We start from the raw sequence: 19192 nt of genomic DNA, 5'->3' as shown, positions 1-19192 counted from the left end.
ACTTACTTCCAGCCAATGTCGTCATCCATACGTAAGTCCGTCAATTCAGATGCTTTGACCCGCCTGGCGCAAGCCATCGCGGTGGCTGTGTCCGCCACGCTGGCGGGTTGCTCCAGCCACGCTCCGCAGACTGAAGCGACACATACGCCGAACATTGCTGCGCGAGCCAAGCAGAAGCCGATCTGGCTGACCGAAAAGCCCACGCCAGTGGCGCCCCAGGACATCTGGGAACGCATGCGCCAGGGCTTCCAGCTGCAGGACGGCCTAGGCGTCAATCCGCGCATCGAGCAACAACGCCTGTGGTTCGCCAGTAATCCCTCTTTTCTCGAGAATGCCGGCGAACGCGGCAGCCTCTACATTCATTACATTGTCGAACGCCTCGAAGAGCGCAACATGCCGCTGGAGCTGGCCCTGCTGCCGGTGATCGAGAGCGCCTACAATCCGATGGCCTATTCCCGCGCCGATGCAGTGGGCCTGTGGCAGTTCATTCCATCGACCGGGCGTTACTTCAACCTGCGCCAGACGCGTTTCTACGATGGCCGTCGCGACATCACCGCTTCAACCACGGCGGCGATGGATTACCTGACTCGTCTGCACGACATGTTCAACGGTGACTGGCTGCTGGCTCTGGCGGCCTATAACGCCGGTGAAGGTACGGTCAGCCGGGCGATCGAGCGCAACGAAAAGCTTGGCCTGCCCACCGACTACTGGAACCTGCCACTGCCGGCAGAAACCCAGGCCTACGTGCCGAAACTGCTGGCACTGTCGCAGGTGGTGCTGGCGCCGGAAGCCTACGGCGTCAACCTCAATCCGATCGCCAACGAACCGTACTTTCAGGTCGTCGAAATCAACCAGCGCATGGACCTATCCAAGGTCGCTGCGGTGGCCAACATCGACGAAGACGAACTGTTCCAGCTCAACCCGGCGTTCAAACAGCGCACCACCATCGACGGCCCGCAGCATCTGCTGGTGCCGACGTCCAAGGCGCAACTGCTGACCGCCAGCCTGCAGACCATGCGCCCGGACGAGCTGATCAGCCCGCGCTCGCTGAAGCCGGTATTCGAAGGCGCCGATCCGTCTGAAGTCGCGCAGCTCAAACGCGCTTATCGGGTCAAGCGTGGCGACAATCTCGGCTCCATCGCCAAGGCCAACAAGGTTGAAGTCAAGGATCTGCAGCGCTGGAACAAGCTGACCGGCAAGAATCTCAAGGTCGGCCAGACCCTGGTCATGCAGGACAACACCAAGCGGGCACCGGCGCGCAAGTCCGGCCGGGTCAACACCGTTGTGGCAGCCAACAGCAAGAGCAAAGGCAAGGACGAGAGCAAGCAGCAGACCCAGTACAAGGTCAAGCGCGGCGACACCCTGTATGTGGTGGCCAAGCGGTTCAACGTCGAGATGCAACATCTCAAGCGCTGGAATCCGGGTGCGGGCAAGGCACTCAAGCCTGGGCAAATGCTCACGGTTTATCAGCCGCACTGATTGAAAGAGCCTCTGAGAAATCAGGGGCTTTTTTCTGGATCGAATACTGTGGAGCCCTGAGGATCCATCCCCCTCACCCCAGCCCTCTCCCCCAAGGGGGCGAGGGGGAAAGGGAGCCAATCGGGGGCTTTTCAGAAACTGAGTTCGACTCGGTATCGCACGTCGGTGCAATTTGCCCAGACACCACGATCAGTCCCCTCTCCCTCCGGGGAGAGGGTTAGGGTGAGGGGCGCATTAACCCGCTATCTTTTTCCTGTCCAGACAAGCTGTTACTGTACGGCCCACAAAGCCCAAGCCGCTGGATCGGATCTGACTTGAAGCGTGCCCTCCTCCTGCTCCTGATCAGCCTGGCCTTGAGCTCAACCGCAAGCGCGACGATTACCGAAAGTCATGGTTATGCGCAGTTCGGCACGCTCAAGTACCCGGCCAGATTTACCCACTTCGACTGGGTCAACCCGCAAGCGCCCAAGGGCGGTACGTTGCGGGTGATGGCGTTCGGCACTTTCGATACGGTCAACCCGTACACCTTCAAGGGCACCAGCCCGGTCACCACCGCCAATTTCCTCCAGTACGGCATCAACGAGCTGAACGAGCCGCTGATGGTCGGCACAGGGCAGTATTCGCCGTCCGGCGACGAGCCTGCGTCGAGTTATGGTTTGATCGCACAATCGCTGGAGTACAGCGAAGATCGCAGCTGGGTGGTGTTCAACCTGCGCCCCGAGGCGCGCTTCCATGACGGCACGCCGATCAGCGCCTATGACGTCGCGTTCTCCTATCGAACGCTGCTCAAGGACGGTCATCCGCTGTATCGCACCGCGCTGCAGGAAGTGCTGCGGGTCGACATCCTCAACAAGCAGCGCATTCGCTTCGTGTTCAAGCGCTCGGGCAATCCGCTGCTGATCCTGCGCCTGGGCGAATTGCCGGTGCTGCCACAGCATTACTGGAAAGACCGCGACTTCAAGGCCACCACCTTCGAACCACCGCTGGGCAGCGGGCCATACCGCATCATCTCGGTAACGCCGGGGCGGCAGTTGATTTTCGAACGGGTCAAGGATTACTGGGGCAAGGACCTGCCGGTCAATCGCGGCAAGTACAATTTCGATCGCATGGAAGTCGAGTTCTACCGCGACAGCGATGTGGCGTTCGAAGCGTTCAAGGCCGGCGAGTTCGACATCTACATCGAGCATCAGGCGAAAAACTGGGTCAACGGCTACCACTTCCCTGCCGTACGGCGTGGCGAGGTGATCAAGGCGCAGATCCCGCATCAGATCCCGACCCAGACCCAGGGCCTGTTCATGAACACCCGCCGCGCGACCTTCGCCGATGTCAGGACTCGCGAAGCGCTGGGCCTGATGTTCGACTTCGAGTGGACCAACCGCGCGCTGTTCAGCGATGCCTACAAACGCACCACCAGTTATTACCCCAACAGCGAATTCACCGCCTCCGGCCTGCCGGTCGGGCACGAATGGCTGATGCTCAAGCCGTACAAGGATCAGCTCCCGGCCAGGCTGTTCACCGAGCCGTTCACTCTGCCGAAAACCGACGGCCGCGGCATTCCGCGCGAGACCATGCGCAAGGCGCTCGCCCTGCTCGCCGAGGCCGGCTGGAAACTCCACGGCCAGCGCCTGCAAAACGCCCAAGGTCAACCGCTGCGCTTCGAGCTGCTGCTGGTCAATCCGAGCTTGGAGCGTCTCTATCAGCCATACATCGAGAATCTCAACAGCATCGGCATCGACGCGCGCCTGCGCACCGTTGATCGTGCGCAGTACAAACAGCGCCTCGATCAATTCGATTTCGACATGATCTCGATGACCCTCGGCCAGACCCTGAGCCCGGGCCTGGAACAATGGCAGTACTTCCACTCCAGCCAGGTGAACGTCAAGGGCAGCAAGAATTACGCGGGCATCGCCAACCCGGTGGTCGATCATCTGCTTGAACAATTGCTCGCCGCGCGCACCCGTGACGAGCAGGTCGCCGCCGGCAAGGCGCTCGACCGCGTGCTGCTCTGGCAGCACTACAGCATTCCCAACTGGTATCTCAATTATCACCGTCTGGCCTACCGCAACCGGTTGGCCTTTGTCACCACGCCGCCCTACACCCTGGGCCTGAGCGCATGGTGGCTGAAGTCTTCGGAGAAAGATCGATGAACCCTGTTCGCACCCTGCTCGTGCAGGCCAGCGGTTTGCTGTTCGCCGGGCTGGCCTGGGCCGCCCCGCAACACGCCGTGACCCTGTACAACGAGCCGCCGAAATACCCGGCCGACTTCAAGCATTTCGACTACGTGAACCCCGATGCGCCCAAAGGCGGCGTGTTCCGTCAGGCCGGTTTCGGTGGCTTCGACAGCCTCAACCCGTTCATCAACAAAGGCGTGCCGGCCGATGACATCGGGCAGATCTACGACACCCTGACCAAGCACAGTCTCGACGAGCCGTTCACCGAATACGGCCTGATCGCCAGCAAGATCGAGAAAGCCGACGACAACAGTTGGGTGCGCTTCTACCTGCGCCCGGAAGCGCGTTTCCATGACGGCCATCCGGTGCGCGCCGAAGACGTGGTGTTCAGCTTCGAGACGCTGACCAAGGAAGGCTCGCCGATGTTTCGCGGCTATTACAACGACGTCGCCGAAGCCATCGTCGAAGACCCTTTGAAAGTGCTGTTCAAGTTCAAACACAGCAACAACCGCGAACTGCCGCTGATCCTCGGCCAATTGCCGGTCCTGCCGAAACACTGGTGGGCCAGTCGCGACTTCAACAAGGGCAATCTGGAAATTCCGCTGGGCAGCGGCCCGTACAAGGTCACCGAAGTGAAGGCCGGACGCTCGGTACGTTACGAGCGGGTCAAGGATTACTGGGGCAAGGACTTGCCGGTGAACCGTGGCTTTTACAACTTCGACACGATGACCACCGATTACTACCGCGACAACACCGTCGCCCTCGAAGCGCTGAAGGCCGGGCAGTTCGATTACTGGCTGGAGATGACCGCGAAGAACTGGGCCAGTGCCTATAACGTTGCGGCGGTCACCGAGGGCCGCTTGATCAAGGAACTGATCCCCAACAGCAACCCGACCGGCATGCAGGGCTTCGTCTTCAACCTGCGCCGCCCGCTGTTCCAGGATGTCCGCGTGCGTCAGGCGCTGGGGCTGCTGTTCGATTTCGAATGGACCAACAAGCAATTGTTCAACGGCGCTTACGTGCGCACCCGCAGTTACTTCGAGAACTCGGAAATGGCCGCCACCGGCCTGCCGGACGCCGATCAGCGGGCGATCCTCGAACCGTTCCGCAGCAAACTGCCGGCCCAGGTGTTCAGCGAAGCCTTCGAAAACCCGAAGACCGACGCCAGCGGCATGATTCGCACCCAGCAGCGCGAGGCGTATCAACTGCTGCAAGAGGCCGGTTGGAAGATTGTCGACGACAAAATGGTCGACGCCACGGGCAAACCGGTGGTGATCGAATTCCTCCTCGCCCAGACCGAATTCGAACGGGTGCTGCTGCCGTTCAAGCGCAACCTCAGCGACCTCGGCATCGATCTGGTGATCCGCCGCGTCGACGTCTCGCAGTACATCAACCGCGTGCGTTCGCGGGACTTCGACATGATGGTCGGCAGTTTTCCGCAGTCCAACTCGCCGGGCAACGAGCAGCGCGAATACTGGATGAGCGCCGCCGCCGACAAACCGAGCAGCCGCAACAGCATGGGCCTGAAAGACCCGACCGTTGACCAACTGGTGGAAAGCCTGATCAACGCCGATTCGCGCAAAAGTCTGGTAGCCCACGCCCGCGCGCTGGATCGCGTACTGCAATGGGGCTACTACGTGGTGCCCAACTGGCACATCAAGAGCTGGCGCGTGGCCTACTGGAACCACATCGGCCACCCGAAAACCTCGCCCAAGTACGACATCGGCATCAACACCTGGTGGGTCAAGCCTGACGCCAAGCCTGCCGTAGAAGTCGAAACCCAACTGCAAGCCGACCCTGCGGGCACGGAGTAATCAGATGCTGGCGTATATCTTTCGGCGACTGCTGCTGATCATCCCGACCCTGTTCGGCATTCTGCTGATCAACTTCGTGATCATCCAGGCCGCGCCCGGCGGGCCGGTCGAGCAGATGATCGCCAAGCTCGAAGGCTTCGAGGGCGCTACCAGTCGCATCGCTGGCGGCGGTGCCGAGGTGGCGGTGGCCGGTTCGTCCTACCGTGGCGCGCAGGGCCTGGACCCGGCGCTGATCAAGGAAATCGAGCACATGTACGGGTTCGACAAATCGGCCCCGGAACGCCTGTGGATCATGGTCAAGAACTACGCCCGGCTGGATTTCGGCGACAGCTTCTTCCGCGACGCCAAGGTCATCGACCTGATCAAGGAAAAGATGCCGGTGTCGATCTCGCTGGGGCTGTGGAGCACGCTGATCATGTACCTGGTGTCGATCCCGCTGGGCATCGCCAAGGCCACGCGGCACGGCAGCCACTTCGATGTCTGGACCAGTTCGGCGATCATCGTCGGTTATGCAATCCCGGCGTTTCTGTTTGCGATCCTGCTGATCGTGGTATTCGCCGGAGGCAGCTATTTGGACTGGTTCCCCCTGCGCGGCCTGACGTCGAACAACTTCGATGAGTTGAGCCTGGGCGGCAAGATCCTCGATTACTTCTGGCACCTGGCATTGCCGGTCACGGCGCTGGTAATCGGTAACTTCGCGACCATGACCCTGCTGACCAAGAACAGCTTCCTCGACGAGATCAACAAACAGTACGTGGTCACCGCCAAGGCCAAGGGCCTGACTCGCCATCGCGTGCTCTACGGCCACGTGTTCCGCAACGCCATGCTGTTGGTGATTGCCGGTTTCCCGTCGGCGTTCATCGGCATCTTCTTCACCGGCTCCCTGCTGGTGGAAGTGATCTTCTCCCTCGACGGCCTCGGCCTGATGAGTTTCGAAGCGGCGATCAACCGCGATTACCCGGTGGTGTTCGGCACGCTGTTCATCTTCACCCTGCTCGGGCTGGTGGTGAAACTGATCGGCGACCTGACCTACACCTTTGTCGATCCGCGCATCGACTTCGCCAGCCGGGAGCATTGAGATGAACCTGTCCCCTCTCAACCGCCGGCGCTTCGAACTGTTCAAGGCCAACAAGCGTGGCTGGTGGTCGCTATGGCTGTTCCTGATCCTGTTCGGCCTGAGTCTGGGCGCCGAACTGATTGCCAACGACAAGCCACTGGTCGTGCATTACGACAACAACTGGTATTTTCCGGCGATCAAGCGCTACCCGGAAACCGCCTTCGGCGGCGAATTCCCGCTGGAAGCCAACTACAAGAGCCCGTACATCCGCGAACTGCTGAAGGCCAAGGACGCGTGGATTCTGTGGGCGCCGATTCCCTACAGCTACCAGAGCATCAACTACGACCTGAAAGTCCCGGCGCCGGCGCCACCCTCGGCGGACAACCTGCTGGGCACCGACGATCAGGGCCGCGATGTGCTGGCGCGAGTCATCTACGGTTTCCGCATTTCCGTGCTGTTTGCGCTGACGTTGACCGTGCTGAGTTCGATCATTGGCGTGATTGCCGGGGCACTGCAGGGGTTTTATGGCGGCTGGGTCGATCTGGCCGGACAGCGTTTCCTGGAAATCTGGTCGGGCCTGCCGGTGCTGTACCTGCTGATCATCCTCGCCAGTTTCGTCCAGCCGAATTTCTGGTGGTTGCTGGGGATCATGTTGTTGTTCTCGTGGATGAGCCTGGTCGATGTGGTGCGCGCCGAGTTCCTGCGTGGCCGCAATCTGGAATACGTGCGCGCCGCGCGGGCGCTGGGCATGCAGAACGGCGCGATCATGTTCCGCCACATTCTGCCCAACGCCATGGTCTCGACCATGACCTTTATGCCGTTCATCCTCACCGGTGCCATCGGCACACTGACCGCGCTGGATTTCCTCGGCTTCGGCTTGCCGGCCGGCAGTCCGTCGCTGGGCGAGCTGGTTGCTCAAGGCAAATCCAACCTGCAGGCGCCATGGCTGGGCATGAGCGCGTTTGCCGTGCTGGCGCTGATGCTGAGTTTGCTGGTGTTTATCGGCGAGTCCGCTCGCGATGCCTTCGACCCGAGGAAGTGAAATGAATCAGGACAATCTGATCGAAGTGCGCGACCTCGCCGTCGAATTCGGTTTCGGCGAGCGCGTACACCGCGTGGTCGAGGGCGTGAGCTTCGACATCAAGCGCGGCGAAACCCTGGCGCTGGTCGGCGAATCGGGCTCGGGCAAATCGGTGACGGCGCATTCGATCCTGCGCCTGCTGCCCTACCCCATGGCGCGGCATCCGGCCGGCAGCATCAATTACGCCGGGCAGAACCTGCTGGATCTGAGCGAAAAGACCATTCGTCATATTCGCGGCAACCGCATCGCGATGATCTTTCAGGAGCCGATGACTTCGCTGAATCCGCTGCACTCGATCGAGAAGCAGATCAACGAAATCCTCGGCATCCACAAGGGCCTGAGCGGCAAAGTCGCGACCAGACGGACTTTGGAACTGCTGGAGATGGTCGGCATCCCCGAGCCGCACAAGCGCCTCAAGGCCCTGCCCCATGAACTGTCCGGCGGCCAGCGCCAGCGGGTGATGATCGCCATGGCCCTGGCCAACGAACCGGAATTGCTGATTGCCGACGAACCAACCACCGCGCTGGACGTGACCGTTCAGCTGAAAATCCTCGATTTGCTCAAGGATCTTCAGGCTCGATTGGGCATGTCGTTGCTCCTGATCAGTCATGATTTGAACCTGGTGCGAAGAATTGCGCATCGCGTATGTGTCATGCAGCGCGGTTGCATCGTCGAACAGGCATCGTGCGCAGAGCTGTTCCGTTCGCCGCAGCATCCGTACACTCGGGAACTGCTTGGCGCGGAGCCCAGCGGCGGCCCGGCGAACAATGAAATCGGCGCGCCGCTGCTCGAAGTCGAGGACCTGAAAGTCTGGTTCCCGATCAAGAAAGGCCTGCTCAAGCGCACGGTGGATTACGTCAAGGCAGTGGACGGCATCAATTTCAGCCTGCCTCAGGGTCAGACCCTGGGGATTGTCGGCGAAAGCGGTTCCGGCAAATCCACCCTGGGTCTGGCGATTTTGCGCCTGATCGGCAGCAAAGGCGCGATCCGCTTTGAAGGCAAGCAGCTAGACTGCCTGACGCAAAGCGAGGTTCGCCCGTTGCGCCGGGAGATGCAGGTGGTATTTCAAGACCCGTTTGGCAGCCTGAGCCCGCGCATGTGCGTCAATGACATCGTTGGCGAGGGCCTGCGGATACACAAGATGGGCACCGCCGCCGAGCAGGAAGCGGCGATCATTGCGGCATTGAAGGAGGTAGGTCTGGATCCGGAAACCCGGCACCGCTACCCCCACGAATTTTCCGGTGGGCAACGGCAGCGAATCGCCATTGCCCGGGCCCTGGTGCTGAAACCGGCGCTGATCCTGCTGGACGAGCCGACTTCGGCGCTCGACCGGACGGTGCAGCGGCAAGTGGTGGAGCTGTTGCGTTCACTGCAAGCCAAGTACAACCTGACGTATTTGTTCATCAGCCATGACCTGGCTGTCGTCAAAGCGCTGAGCCACCAGTTGATGGTGGTCAAGCATGGCCAAGTGGTCGAACAGGGAGACGCGCAAAGTATCTTTGCCGCCCCCCAACATCCGTATACACAGCAGTTGCTGGAAGCCGCTTTTCTGGTGCCAGCCACTGCGCAATAACCTGAAAGAGGAGCAACACATGGGTTTTCTCGCCGGTAAGCGCGTACTGATCGTCGGTGTCGCCAGCAAGCTGTCCATCGCATCCGGCATCGCTGCCGCCATGCATCGCGAGGGCGCTGAGCTTGCCTTCACTTATCAGAACGACAAACTGAAAGGTCGTGTTGAAGAATTCGCCCAAGGCTGGGGTTCGAGCCCTGAGCTGTGCTTCCCGTGCGACGTGGCCAGCGATGAAGAAATCGCCAAGGTCTTCGAACAACTGAGCAAGAAGTGGGACGGCCTGGACTGCATCGTTCACTCCGTCGGCTTCGCTCCGGGCGACCAACTGGACGGCGACTTCACCGAAGCCACCACCCGTGAAGGTTTCCGCATCGCTCACGACATCAGCGCCTACAGCTTCGTCGCGCTGGCCAAGGCCGGTCGCGAAATGATGAAAGGCCGCAACGGCAGCCTGCTGACCCTGTCGTACCTGGGCGCCGAGCGCACCATGCCGAACTACAACGTGATGGGCATGGCCAAGGCTTCGCTGGAAGCCGGCGTCCGTTACCTGGCCGGTTCCCTCGGTCCGGATGGCACCCGCGTCAACTGCGTATCGGCCGGTCCGATCCGCACCCTGGCCGCTTCCGGCATCAAGAATTTCCGCAAGATGCTGGCCGCCAACGAAGCGCAGACGCCGCTGCGCCGCAACGTCACCATCGAAGAAGTCGGCAACGCCGGCGCCTTCCTGTGCTCCGACCTGGCGTCGGGCATCAGCGGTGAAATCATGTACGTCGACGGCGGTTTCAACACCACCGCAATGGGCAACATCGAAGAGTGATCTTCCTGTAGCCGATAAAAAACCCGCCGGATCCGGCGGGTTTTTTTATGCCTGCAGAAAAGCTCGGACCACTACATATGTACCGCCAGCCGCCCTGCCCCGGCGTCGATACTCGGCGTTCGATGCTTATCAGCCGCCAGGGAGGCGCAGATGAACGACACACCGGTACATGAACAGACGCTGATCCACAATCTCATTACAGAATTGACCGCCGTACCGGTGGTCAGCACCGCCACACCGGCGCGTACGCTGGACGTGCCCCGTCCGTGCCTGCTGCGCGAATGGATGGAGCTTTACTGGGCGGCCCTGGAACGCCCCGAATTTCTCGACTGGGCCAGCCGCTTTCACATCGATCTGGACACCGTGCAGATCAAGGGTGACACCCTGCAAGCGCAGACCCCGTCGAACGGCACCACTGGCATCCGTATTTTCACGCTGGAAGATGACTCGGGCTGGTGGCAGATGGCGCCGATGCTGCTGTCGATTTCCCAGCGCATCGATCCTGCGGCGCTGGGCCTGCCCTATATCGGCGGTAAATCCGCCAACCCGCTGTATCGCTTTCCCCGGCAAGTGGTGCTGGCGTTCTACGGCTATCCGGAACCGCAAAACCAGGTCCAGGCCAGAGTTATCATCGCCGAGTTGAAGACCAGTGGCCTGGCCGTCATCGATGAAAACGGCCACACCACTTCGGCCGTGGTAAAGGAGCGCAACGCGCAACTGGAGGACTTCCGGGCCATCGCCGATTGCATCGATGCGGCGTTGCTGGCGAGCGATCCATTCGAGCAGCGAGGCTTTCTCGACACGCCGGTAACGCTCACTTCAGCTTCCGTTTCCGCTCCTGTCCGAGGGCCGCGCCTTAAACTCGGCGAGCTGCTGGGCCGCTACGAGTTCGCGGTGCCTGAAGATGCCGTGCAGGCCAAAGCACTCGCGCAACGCCTGCGCCAATACACCTGGCCTGAACTGCCCTACGTCAGCGATTACGTTCAGACCAGCGCGCCCATCCGCAGTTATCGCGAAGGTTTTGGCGATCTGGAAGACGCCCGGCATATTGTCCGACGTCTGGAAGCATTGAGCTGGAACAAGGCGCCGAAGGCCAGAATCGATTACGAGGAGTTCAGCGAGCCCCATCCGGATTCCGCGCTGGCGGAGTGGATGGCGCTCGGCCAGCGCCAATTGCAGACGCTAAGCTCCAATGCGGGTTTTCAGGCCATCCTGCAGCAGCGCAGCTTGCCTGCCGACAATCAATTGCTGGTGACCGATTCCGGTCATGTCGGTACCGCCAGTGGCAAAGGATGGGTCAACCTGACGGCGCAGGTGGAAAAACATTCCGATCTGAAGCTGCACCGCGACCGGCTCAAAGCCAATGCAAGCAAAGCCGGCGGAGCTCTGCGCTCAAGCGGCAAGGTCACGCTCGGGCAGATGCTGCGTTTCTACGAACTGCCTTTGCCGAAAACTGTCGAGCAAGCCCTCGCCCTGGCGAAATGGGACAGGATCAATCTGCACATGCGTCCCGGACACATGAATCACTGGTATCTGCTGGGGCAACCGTGGACAAAAACCGAACGGTTCACGGCGCAGCAGCGTCAACGCATCATCGACACCACCCAAAGGTTTTTACCCAAGGATTCGCCGCCTTTGATCGACTACTTGAGTGAAGGGGTCGATACCGATCTGCCGCTCAATACCCTCAGAGCCAAAGCCGACTACCTGATCAGCCGTATCCTGATCACGCCACGCGCACGGACGCTGGCCAATCAACTGGTGAAGAACCTGGGCGCGCCGACCCAGAAAAAACGCCTGTTGGCCACCAATCGCGACCGTCTGTTGCTCGCGGCGTTGATTCTCAACCTGGAACCGAGCGCCGGTGAGGATGTGAACCGAATCGTCGCCCAGCGCCTGGAGGGCAGTGATTTCTGGGGCGACAATTACGATGAAGTACGCCGGTTCATTGATCGGCAACCCCAACTGGCGCGGGTCAAAAACAAGACATTGGCGACCCACCTGTTATTGTCCGGCATCTCGCCAGAGTTTCTCACCCGCGGCATTCCTCGATCGCTGCCTTACATGAGTTGCCTGCGCTGGGTAAGGCTGAAACAGGTCGTGCTGTACATTGAAAGCCGCCTGCCCGGCGTGGCGCGCCTGATGACCTACGAGCAATTGCGCCAGCTGACGAAAGGCCCGGCACCAGCGGACTTCTACAGTTTTTTGCGCGAAGAAACCTGTGCCTCGGTCGTTGTCGACTGGGCCGTTGCACGAGGGCTGATCCAGCGCAACGCCGAATTTCAGGTCACCGTTTACGACGCCGATACGCTGAAGCAGGCTGATCTGCTCTTTCGCAACCACAATCGGCTGATCTACGATTTTTATCGCCGGGCCTTCCAGTCGTCAGCGCCCACTCCCACTACTGTTGCCCTGGCGGATCTGCGCAAGGTCTTCGCCGATAACCCGCACCTGACGGAGAAGGTGCTGTTTGTTCCAGCCTCGAACGCTGATATTCCTGTGCCGCATTTCTCCCTGTCTGAACTGCATATCGCCGGCAAGTTGTCAGGCGACATGCAGGGATGGCAATCGAGCAATGCGCAGTTGCAACTGGCCCCCATGCTTGCGTCGTTGCCCAGACTGAACAACGTGGCAAGCGCCTTTCATGCGGCACTGACGGCGCGCCTCAAGCACATGAAGGACGCGCATGTCGCAGGTCTCAAGGAAGCATTCTGTCGCCTGCCGCTGGCGCAACGGCTCGACATCGAAGACAACACGCTGGAGTTGCTTGCCCTGCGACCGGTATCGGCAGCCACGGACAAGCTGGCTGAGGCCAACACTGCACCGTTTGCCGTACTGGCGCTGCTGCATGGGCGGCCAACCAGAGTTTTCGAGATTTTGCCCTGCAGGAATGAAGTACTGCTGCGTCGCGATATCGACGTTGCATTACTCAAACCATCGGTGGGGAAAGAAGCGGCGAAATCGCTGCCCCTCGATGCCGAAGCATACCGTCACGGCACCCTGCCTCGCTCGAACGCCACCTGCACAGCGTTCATCACTCGGCTCGATATTCAGGGCGCACCACTGGCGCAACAGGAACGCACCGCCGTGCCCGATACCTTCGCCTCCAACAAAGTCAACGCCATCGCCAGCACCGCCGTCCGGCACCTGTTCGATGCTTATGAAGCGAAAGCGCTGCAAGACGCGTTGCGAGTGCCCGAACTCAAGGATGCCGCTGCCATTCACGAGAAATGGCTGGCGTTTTACCAGAAGCTCAGCCCGCCCAAGCGCTGAGCAATGGCGACTCCCGCGATGAATCGGCTGACGTCTTCGCGAGCAGGCTCGCTCCCACAGAGATGGTGCTGAACTGAAAAATCCTCCGCGCCATCGAAACCTGTGGGAGCGAGCCTGCTCGCGAAGACGGTCGATCAGCCAGCATCAAATTGCCTGACCCACCGCTATCGCGAGCAGGCTCACTCCTGCAAAGGATTTTCGCCAGGACTAGCAGCCTTTCAACGCCTGTTTGTGCGCATACATCGCGCCATCCGCATCGGCCAGCAAGCGATCCACGGTTTCGTGGCGCGCGGGATCGTATTCGATCTGGCCGACGCTGAAGCGAATCGCGTACCCGCGGTGCAGGGTGGCGTTGCGTTCTTCGAGGATTTCCTTGAGCCGCGCCATGATCCGCGTGGTTTCGACGTGGCTGGAGCCGGTCAGCAACGCGACAAACTCATCGCCGCCAAGGCGCCCGACCACATCACTCTCGCGAAAGGCAATGCGCAACACATCGGCGAAGGTCTTCAGCGCACTGTCGCCTTCGGCATGGCCGTACAGATCGTTGATCTGTTTGAAGTCGTTGAGATCGAAAAACAGCAACGTTGCCGGCCGGTTCAGCCGCGCACAGGCGTCCAGTGCATGCTGGGCCAGCTGCTTGAACCCGCGGCGATTGGACAGCAGCGTCAGTTCATCCATGCTCGCCATTTGTACCGCCGTCAATTCTTGCTCGGCCATCTCCGCGAGGTCGCGCAACAAAGCACGTTCTTCGTCGTCGAGGTTGCGGGGTTTGGTATCGATAAGGCACAAGGTGCCCATCTTGTTGCCGTCCGGCACGGTCAGCGGATAACCGGCATAAAAACGAATATTCGGCGCGCCGGTGACCAGCGGATTGTCATGAAAACGCAAATCTTCCAGCGCATCGGGTACCAGCATCAGCTTGTCCTGCAAAATCGCATGACCGCAGAACGAGACATCGCGCGACGTCTCGCTGACATCAAGCCCCACACAGGACTTGAACCACTGACGATCCTTGTCCACGAGCGTGACCAAGGCGATCGGCACGTTGAACAGGCGCTTGGCCAGACGCGTCAGGCGATCGAAACGCTCCTCCGGCGCCGAGTCGAGCTTCAGGCCGTGCAGCGCGTCGATACGTGCAGCTTCGTTGACAGGTTTTCCGGGCACCAGCATGCGCACACTCCATAGACAGTCATGCCCTCAGCGTAGCGCTAAATCGTCGCGGCTTCACATCTGCGCCACCGGACACGGCCCGCCGGCATCGGCCCAGAGTTTGAATTGCGCGACGAAAATATCGTGCGGCACCGGCACCGGCGCGCGCCCTGCCCCGGGATTCCAGCCCCAGAGCACCAGTTTGTCTTCGCTGACGTGTTTTAACAGCGCAGCGAAATCGCGATCGCCGTTGCTCGCGCGGTCCTTGATCATCGCGCAGAGCTTGTCCGAGGGCAGACCGATCCAGGCCATTTTGTGCGCCGCCGGCGGCAGGCTCCAGTGTGGCGCGCCCGGAGGTGCATGGGGGCCGTAGCTGGCCGGCGGATTGCTTTCGGCGTGGCAGGTGGCACAGGGCAGACCAGCGGCGCCCTTGCCGTCCATGCCGCGCACGACATTCATCGCGTGGGGGATGCCGGCGTCGAACTGCAACGGCGAATCGCCGGGAATATGGCAGTTCTGGCAGCGCGGGCTCTGAAAGACTTTCTGCACCGTGCCAAAGGCTTTCAGAGCTTCCTGATCCTCGGCAAACAGGTCCGAGGCGTAGCCACCGAGACCGAGCAAAACGACGGTGCCCAACACAAGATGTCGTTTCATCTCACACCCCCGACAGTTGCAGTGGCAGTTCGCGCAGGCGTTGCCCGGTCAGGGCGAACACCGCGTTGGCCACGGCCGGCGCGGTTGGCGGTACGCCGGGCTCGCCGATACCGCCGGGTTTTTCGCTGCTGGGAACGATGTGCACTTCGACCAGCGGCATTTCGTTGAGCCGCAGCACCTGATAATCGTGATAGTTGGACTGCACGACGCCGCCGTCCTTCACGGTGAGCTTGCTGTACAGCGCCATGCCGAGGCCGAAGGTGATGCACGATTCCATCTGCGCGGCGATGCTCTGCGGATTCACCGCAATGCCGCAGTCCACCGCGCAGACCACCCGATGCACGCGGATCGCCAGATTGTCCTGCGACACCTCGGCGACCTGCGCCACATAGCTGCCGAACGACTCGTGTACCGCCACGCCCAGAGCATGCCCGTCCGGCAACGGTGCGCCCCAATTGGCCTTCTCCACTGCCAGATTGAGCACGCCGAGGTGGCGCGGGTGCGCCTTGAGCAACGTTCGCCGGTACTCCACCGGATCCCTGCCCGCCGCTGTTGCCAGTTCATCGATCAGCGATTCCATGACGAAACCTGTGTGGGTATGGCCCACCGAGCGCAGCCACAGCACATTGATCCCGGTCTGTGGCGAATGCAGCTCAACCTGATGATCAGCCAGGTCCTTGATGTACGGACTGTCGGCCACGCCCTCGACCGAGGTCGCATCGATGCCGTTCTTGACCATCGCCGCCTCGAGCATCGTCCCGGCCATGATCGACTGGCCGACCAGCACATGCTGCCAACTCATCGGCAGGCCATCGGCGCCCAGCCCGACCTGGGCGTGATGCAGGTACATCGAGCGGTAATAGCCGCCGCGAATGTCATCTTCGCGCGCCCACACGGTTTTCACCGGCAGGCCCGCCGCTTTCGCTACATGCACGGCTTCGGCGACAAAATCCGAGGTCGGATTGGCCCGGCGCCCGAAGCCACCGCCGAGAAATTCCGTGTGTATCTCGACCTGTTCAGGCTTGAGCCCGGTGATCTTGCTGGCGACCATTTGATCGAGGGTCTGGAACTGCGTGCCGGTCCAGATTTCGCATTTGCCGGCGCTGATTTGCACTGTGCAATTGAGCGGTTCCATCGGCGCGTGGGCCAGATACGGCACGCTGTATTCGACGTCGATTTTCTTCGCGGCTTTGCCGAAGCTGGTCTTGGCATCTCCTGCCTGCGTGGCGGAGGTGCCTGGCGTCGCCGCCAGTTTGCGGAAACTTTCCAGCAGTTTTTCACTGCTCATGTCGGCCAGCGGCCCCAGGTCCCAATCGACCTTCAGCGCATCACGCCCCAGCTTCGCCGCCCAGAAATGCTCGGCGACCACCGCCACCCCGCTGGGCACCTGCAGCACCTTGTGCACACCGGGAATCGCCAGCGCTGCGGCGCCTTCGAAGGATTTGACCGTGGCGCCGAACACCGGCGCGCGGGCGACCATCGCGGTCATCAGGCCTTCGAACTGCACGTCCATGCCGAATCTGGCGCGGCCGGTGATCTTTTCCGGGGTGTCGAGACGTTTGGTCGGTTTGCCGATGACCTTCCAGTCCTTGGCCTCCTTGAAGGTGATGGTTTTCGCGTCCGGCACCGGCAGTTGCCCGGCGGCATCGGCCAGTTCGCCATAGGTCGCGCGCTGGTCGCCGGCGATCACCACGCCGGACTCAGTGCGAATCGTCGAAGGCGCAACGTCGAAGCGTTTCGCCGCCGCTTCCACCAGCATCTGCCGCGCCGTCGCCCCGGCCAGTCGATAGCGGTCGAATTCCATCCAGGTCGACGTCGAGCCGCCGGTGATCTGCATGCCGCCAAACGCCGGCAAACCGTAATCCGCCGCCGAGGCTGGCGAGTGCTCGACGCGGATTTTCGACCAGTCGGCGTCGAGTTCTTCGGCGATCAGCATGGTCAGTCCGGTCCAGATGCCCTGGCCCATTTCCGAATGGCCAAGCAGCACGGTGACGCTGTTGTCCGCCGCAATGCGCAGGAACGCATTCGGCGCGAATGTCTTGTTCTGATCCTCTGCTGCGCGGGCGAATCGATTGGCCCCGGGCACCACAAACGCCACCATCAAGCCGCCACCGAGCACGGCGCTGCCCTTGAGAAAACCGCGACGCGATAGGGGACTGTTCATCGTCTATCTCCCAGAGATTGAATCAGCCGATTTCGGCAGCGCGTTTGACCGCTGCGCGAATGCGCGGATAGGTGCCGCAGCGACAGATATTGCCGGAGAGGGCCTGATCGATATCGCTGTCGGTGGGGTTGGGAATTTTCGCCAGCAACGCGGCGGCAGACATGATCTGCCCGGACTGGCAGTAACCGCACTGGACCACGTCGAGTTCCGCCCAGGCCTGCTGCACCGGGTGCGAGCCATCGGCGGACAAGCCTTCGATGGTGAGGATTTTCTGCCCGTGGGCGACGGCAGTGGCCGGGGTAATGCACGAGCGTAATGGCGCGCCGTCAACGTGCACGGTGCAGGCACCGCACTGGGCCATGCCACAGCCGAACTTGGTCCCGGTCAGGTGCGCGACATCGCGCAGAACCCAGAGCAGCGGCATGTCGGCGGGGACATCGAGCTCCTGATCCTTGCCATTGATATTCAGGGTCAGCATCGGGTGATTTCCTCAGGCTTACGGTGTTGCGCAGGGGCATCGCTGTGGTCGGAGAAACCTACGCACGCCCGCGCTTATCCCTTTCAGCAAAGCCTAAATTGCGCTTGAAGCCAGACGTTGTGACCAGCGGTCATGCAGACTCCGGCTTTGCTCCTACAGTTGATAACGGCTCGCACCGAGTCGTCGTATCTCTGCGCAACCGGTCCGCGGATCTCGCGGTTGTCCATCACAGGTCAGGAGTAACGAATATGGGTTTTGTCACCACTCGAGACGGCGTCGACCTCTTCTACAAGGACTGGGGCCCGCGCGACGCCCCGGTAATTCACTTCCACCATGGCTGGCCACTCAGTTCGGATGACTGGGACGCGCAACTGCTGTTTTTCCTGGCGCAGGGCTTTCGGGTGATTGCCCATGATCGACGTGGCCACGGGCGCTCGAGCCAGGTCTGGGACGGCCACGACATGGACCACTACGCCGACGATGTGCTGGCCGTGGTCAATCATCTGGGAACGAACAACGTGGTGCATGTCGGCCATTCCACCGGCGGCGGCGAAGTGATCCATTACATCGCCCGGCATGGCCAGGACAAGGTCAGCAAAGCGGTATTGATCAGCGCCGTGCCGCCATTGATGGTGCAGACTGAAAGCAACCCGGGCGGTTTGCCGCAATCGGTATTCGATGGCTTCCAGGCACAGTTGGCGGCGAATCGCGCGCAGTTCTATCGAGATGTGCCGAGCGGGCCTTTTTATGGCTACAACCGCCCCGGCGCCGAGCCGTCGGAAGGGATCATCGCCAATTGGTGGCGCCAGGGCATGATCGGCGGCGCCAAGGCCCACTACGACGGCATCGTCGCGTTCTCGCAAACTGACTTCACCGAAGATCTGAAAAAAGTCACGGTGCCAGTTCTGGTGATGCATGGCGAAGACGACCAGATCGTGCCTTACGCCAACTCCGGGCCACTGTCGGCGAAACTGCTGCCCAATGGCACGCTGAAGTCGTATCCGGGTTTTCCGCATGGCATGCCAACGACGCAGGCGGAGACGATCAATGCGGATTTGTTGGCGTTTATTCGCGGCTGAGATGCAGATGTACGCAATCCCTTGTAGGAGTGAGCCTGCTCGCGATAGCGGTGGGTCAGTCAATTCAATAGTGACTGACCCACCGCCATCGCGAGCAGGCTCGCTCCCACATTTGGAACAGGTATATCCGCCACAGACTGGTCGGCTATAAGGCCGCCATCGCTGGCAAGCCAGCTCCCACAGGGATCAGGATAGATCCGCTATTCATTCGTATCTTTGAGATAGCTATCGCGAGCAGGCTCACTCCTACAAGAGCAAGATCAAGATCAAGATCAAGATCAAGATCAAGATCAAGATCAAGATCAAAAGATCGCAGCCTTCGGCAGCTCCTACAATGATCGCGCCAACCATGAGGCCGAGTGTCAGCTCGCCTGCTTTTGATCTTGATCTTGATCCACGGGCGACG

The 19192-nt window shown here is 60.9% G+C and carries 13 protein-coding genes; 9 read left to right on the top strand and 4 right to left on the bottom strand.

From position 1 onward, the window contains the following. Positions 1-15: 15 nt before the first annotated feature. The 8 genes from GXB78_RS21520 to GXB78_RS21485 all read left to right on the top strand — a co-directional run bounded on the left by GXB78_RS21520 (position 16) and on the right by GXB78_RS21485 (position 13262). Positions 16-1479, top strand: a complete 1464-nt coding sequence (locus GXB78_RS21520) for a transglycosylase SLT domain-containing protein (RefSeq protein WP_329516893.1) — start codon at positions 16-18, stop codon at positions 1477-1479. A gap of 314 nt (positions 1480-1793) precedes the next feature. Next, positions 1794-3626 (top strand): extracellular solute-binding protein, encoded by a 1833-nt coding sequence (locus tag GXB78_RS21515; RefSeq protein ID WP_329516892.1) that lies wholly within the window; start codon positions 1794-1796, stop codon positions 3624-3626. Beyond that, positions 3623-5464 (top strand): extracellular solute-binding protein, encoded by a 1842-nt coding sequence (locus GXB78_RS21510; protein ID WP_329516891.1) that lies wholly within the window; start codon positions 3623-3625, stop codon positions 5462-5464. Before GXB78_RS21515 ends, GXB78_RS21510 begins: the two co-directional genes overlap by 4 nt. A 4-nt stretch (positions 5465-5468) precedes the next feature. Next, positions 5469-6542, top strand: a complete 1074-nt coding sequence (locus GXB78_RS21505; RefSeq protein WP_329516890.1) for a microcin C ABC transporter permease YejB — start codon at positions 5469-5471, stop codon at positions 6540-6542. 1 nt (position 6543) lies between these two features. Next, the gene (locus GXB78_RS21500; protein WP_016774153.1) at positions 6544-7563 is read left to right on the top strand and encodes an ABC transporter permease; all 1020 of its coding nucleotides are present in this window, start codon (positions 6544-6546) and stop codon (positions 7561-7563) included. Position 7564: 1 nt separating this feature from the next. Beyond that, positions 7565-9175, top strand: coding sequence for an ABC transporter ATP-binding protein (locus GXB78_RS21495; RefSeq protein WP_329516889.1), 1611 nt, complete (start codon positions 7565-7567; stop codon positions 9173-9175). 19 nt (positions 9176-9194) lie between these two features. Further along, positions 9195-9989: an enoyl-ACP reductase FabI gene (gene fabI / locus GXB78_RS21490; protein ID WP_014339032.1), complete on the top strand. Its 795-nt coding sequence runs from the start codon at positions 9195-9197 to the stop codon at positions 9987-9989. 150 nt (positions 9990-10139) lie between these two features. Further along, positions 10140-13262, top strand: coding sequence for a hypothetical protein (locus tag GXB78_RS21485; protein WP_329516888.1), 3123 nt, complete (start codon positions 10140-10142; stop codon positions 13260-13262). Positions 13263-13469: 207 nt separating this feature from the next. Here GXB78_RS21485 and GXB78_RS21480 read toward each other — a convergent pair whose 3' ends face one another. From GXB78_RS21480 to GXB78_RS21465, 4 genes are read right to left on the bottom strand one after another with little or no spacing between them, the layout of a single operon-like run. After that, on the bottom strand, positions 13470-14432 hold the full coding sequence (locus GXB78_RS21480; protein ID WP_329516887.1) for a sensor domain-containing diguanylate cyclase: 963 nt from the start codon (positions 14430-14432) through the stop codon (positions 13470-13472). 54 nt (positions 14433-14486) lie between these two features. Continuing rightward, entirely contained in the window at positions 14487-15065 is a 579-nt protein-coding gene (locus GXB78_RS21475) for a hypothetical protein (RefSeq protein WP_016774149.1), read from the bottom strand. Between the two features lies 1 nt (position 15066). Next, positions 15067-17229 (bottom strand): xanthine dehydrogenase family protein molybdopterin-binding subunit, encoded by a 2163-nt coding sequence (locus tag GXB78_RS21470; RefSeq protein ID WP_329516886.1) that lies wholly within the window; start codon positions 17227-17229, stop codon positions 15067-15069. A 22-nt stretch (positions 17230-17251) separates the two neighbouring features. After that, positions 17252-17707 carry a (2Fe-2S)-binding protein gene (locus tag GXB78_RS21465; protein WP_329516885.1) on the bottom strand — a complete coding sequence of 152 codons (456 nt, stop codon included), beginning with the start codon at positions 17705-17707 and terminating at the stop codon, positions 17252-17254. Positions 17708-17955: 248 nt separating this feature from the next. Here GXB78_RS21465 and GXB78_RS21460 point away from each other — a divergent pair, with 248 nt between their 5' ends. Further along, on the top strand, positions 17956-18786 hold the full coding sequence (locus GXB78_RS21460; RefSeq protein ID WP_329516884.1) for an alpha/beta fold hydrolase: 831 nt from the start codon (positions 17956-17958) through the stop codon (positions 18784-18786). The last annotated feature ends 406 nt before the right edge of the window (positions 18787-19192 follow it).

The organism is Pseudomonas moraviensis subsp. stanleyae, assembly GCF_036283065.1.
In the GTDB taxonomy this organism is placed as follows: domain Bacteria; phylum Pseudomonadota; class Gammaproteobacteria; order Pseudomonadales; family Pseudomonadaceae; genus Aquipseudomonas; species Aquipseudomonas stanleyae.
This window is presented reverse-complemented; position numbering and strand designations above follow the sequence as displayed.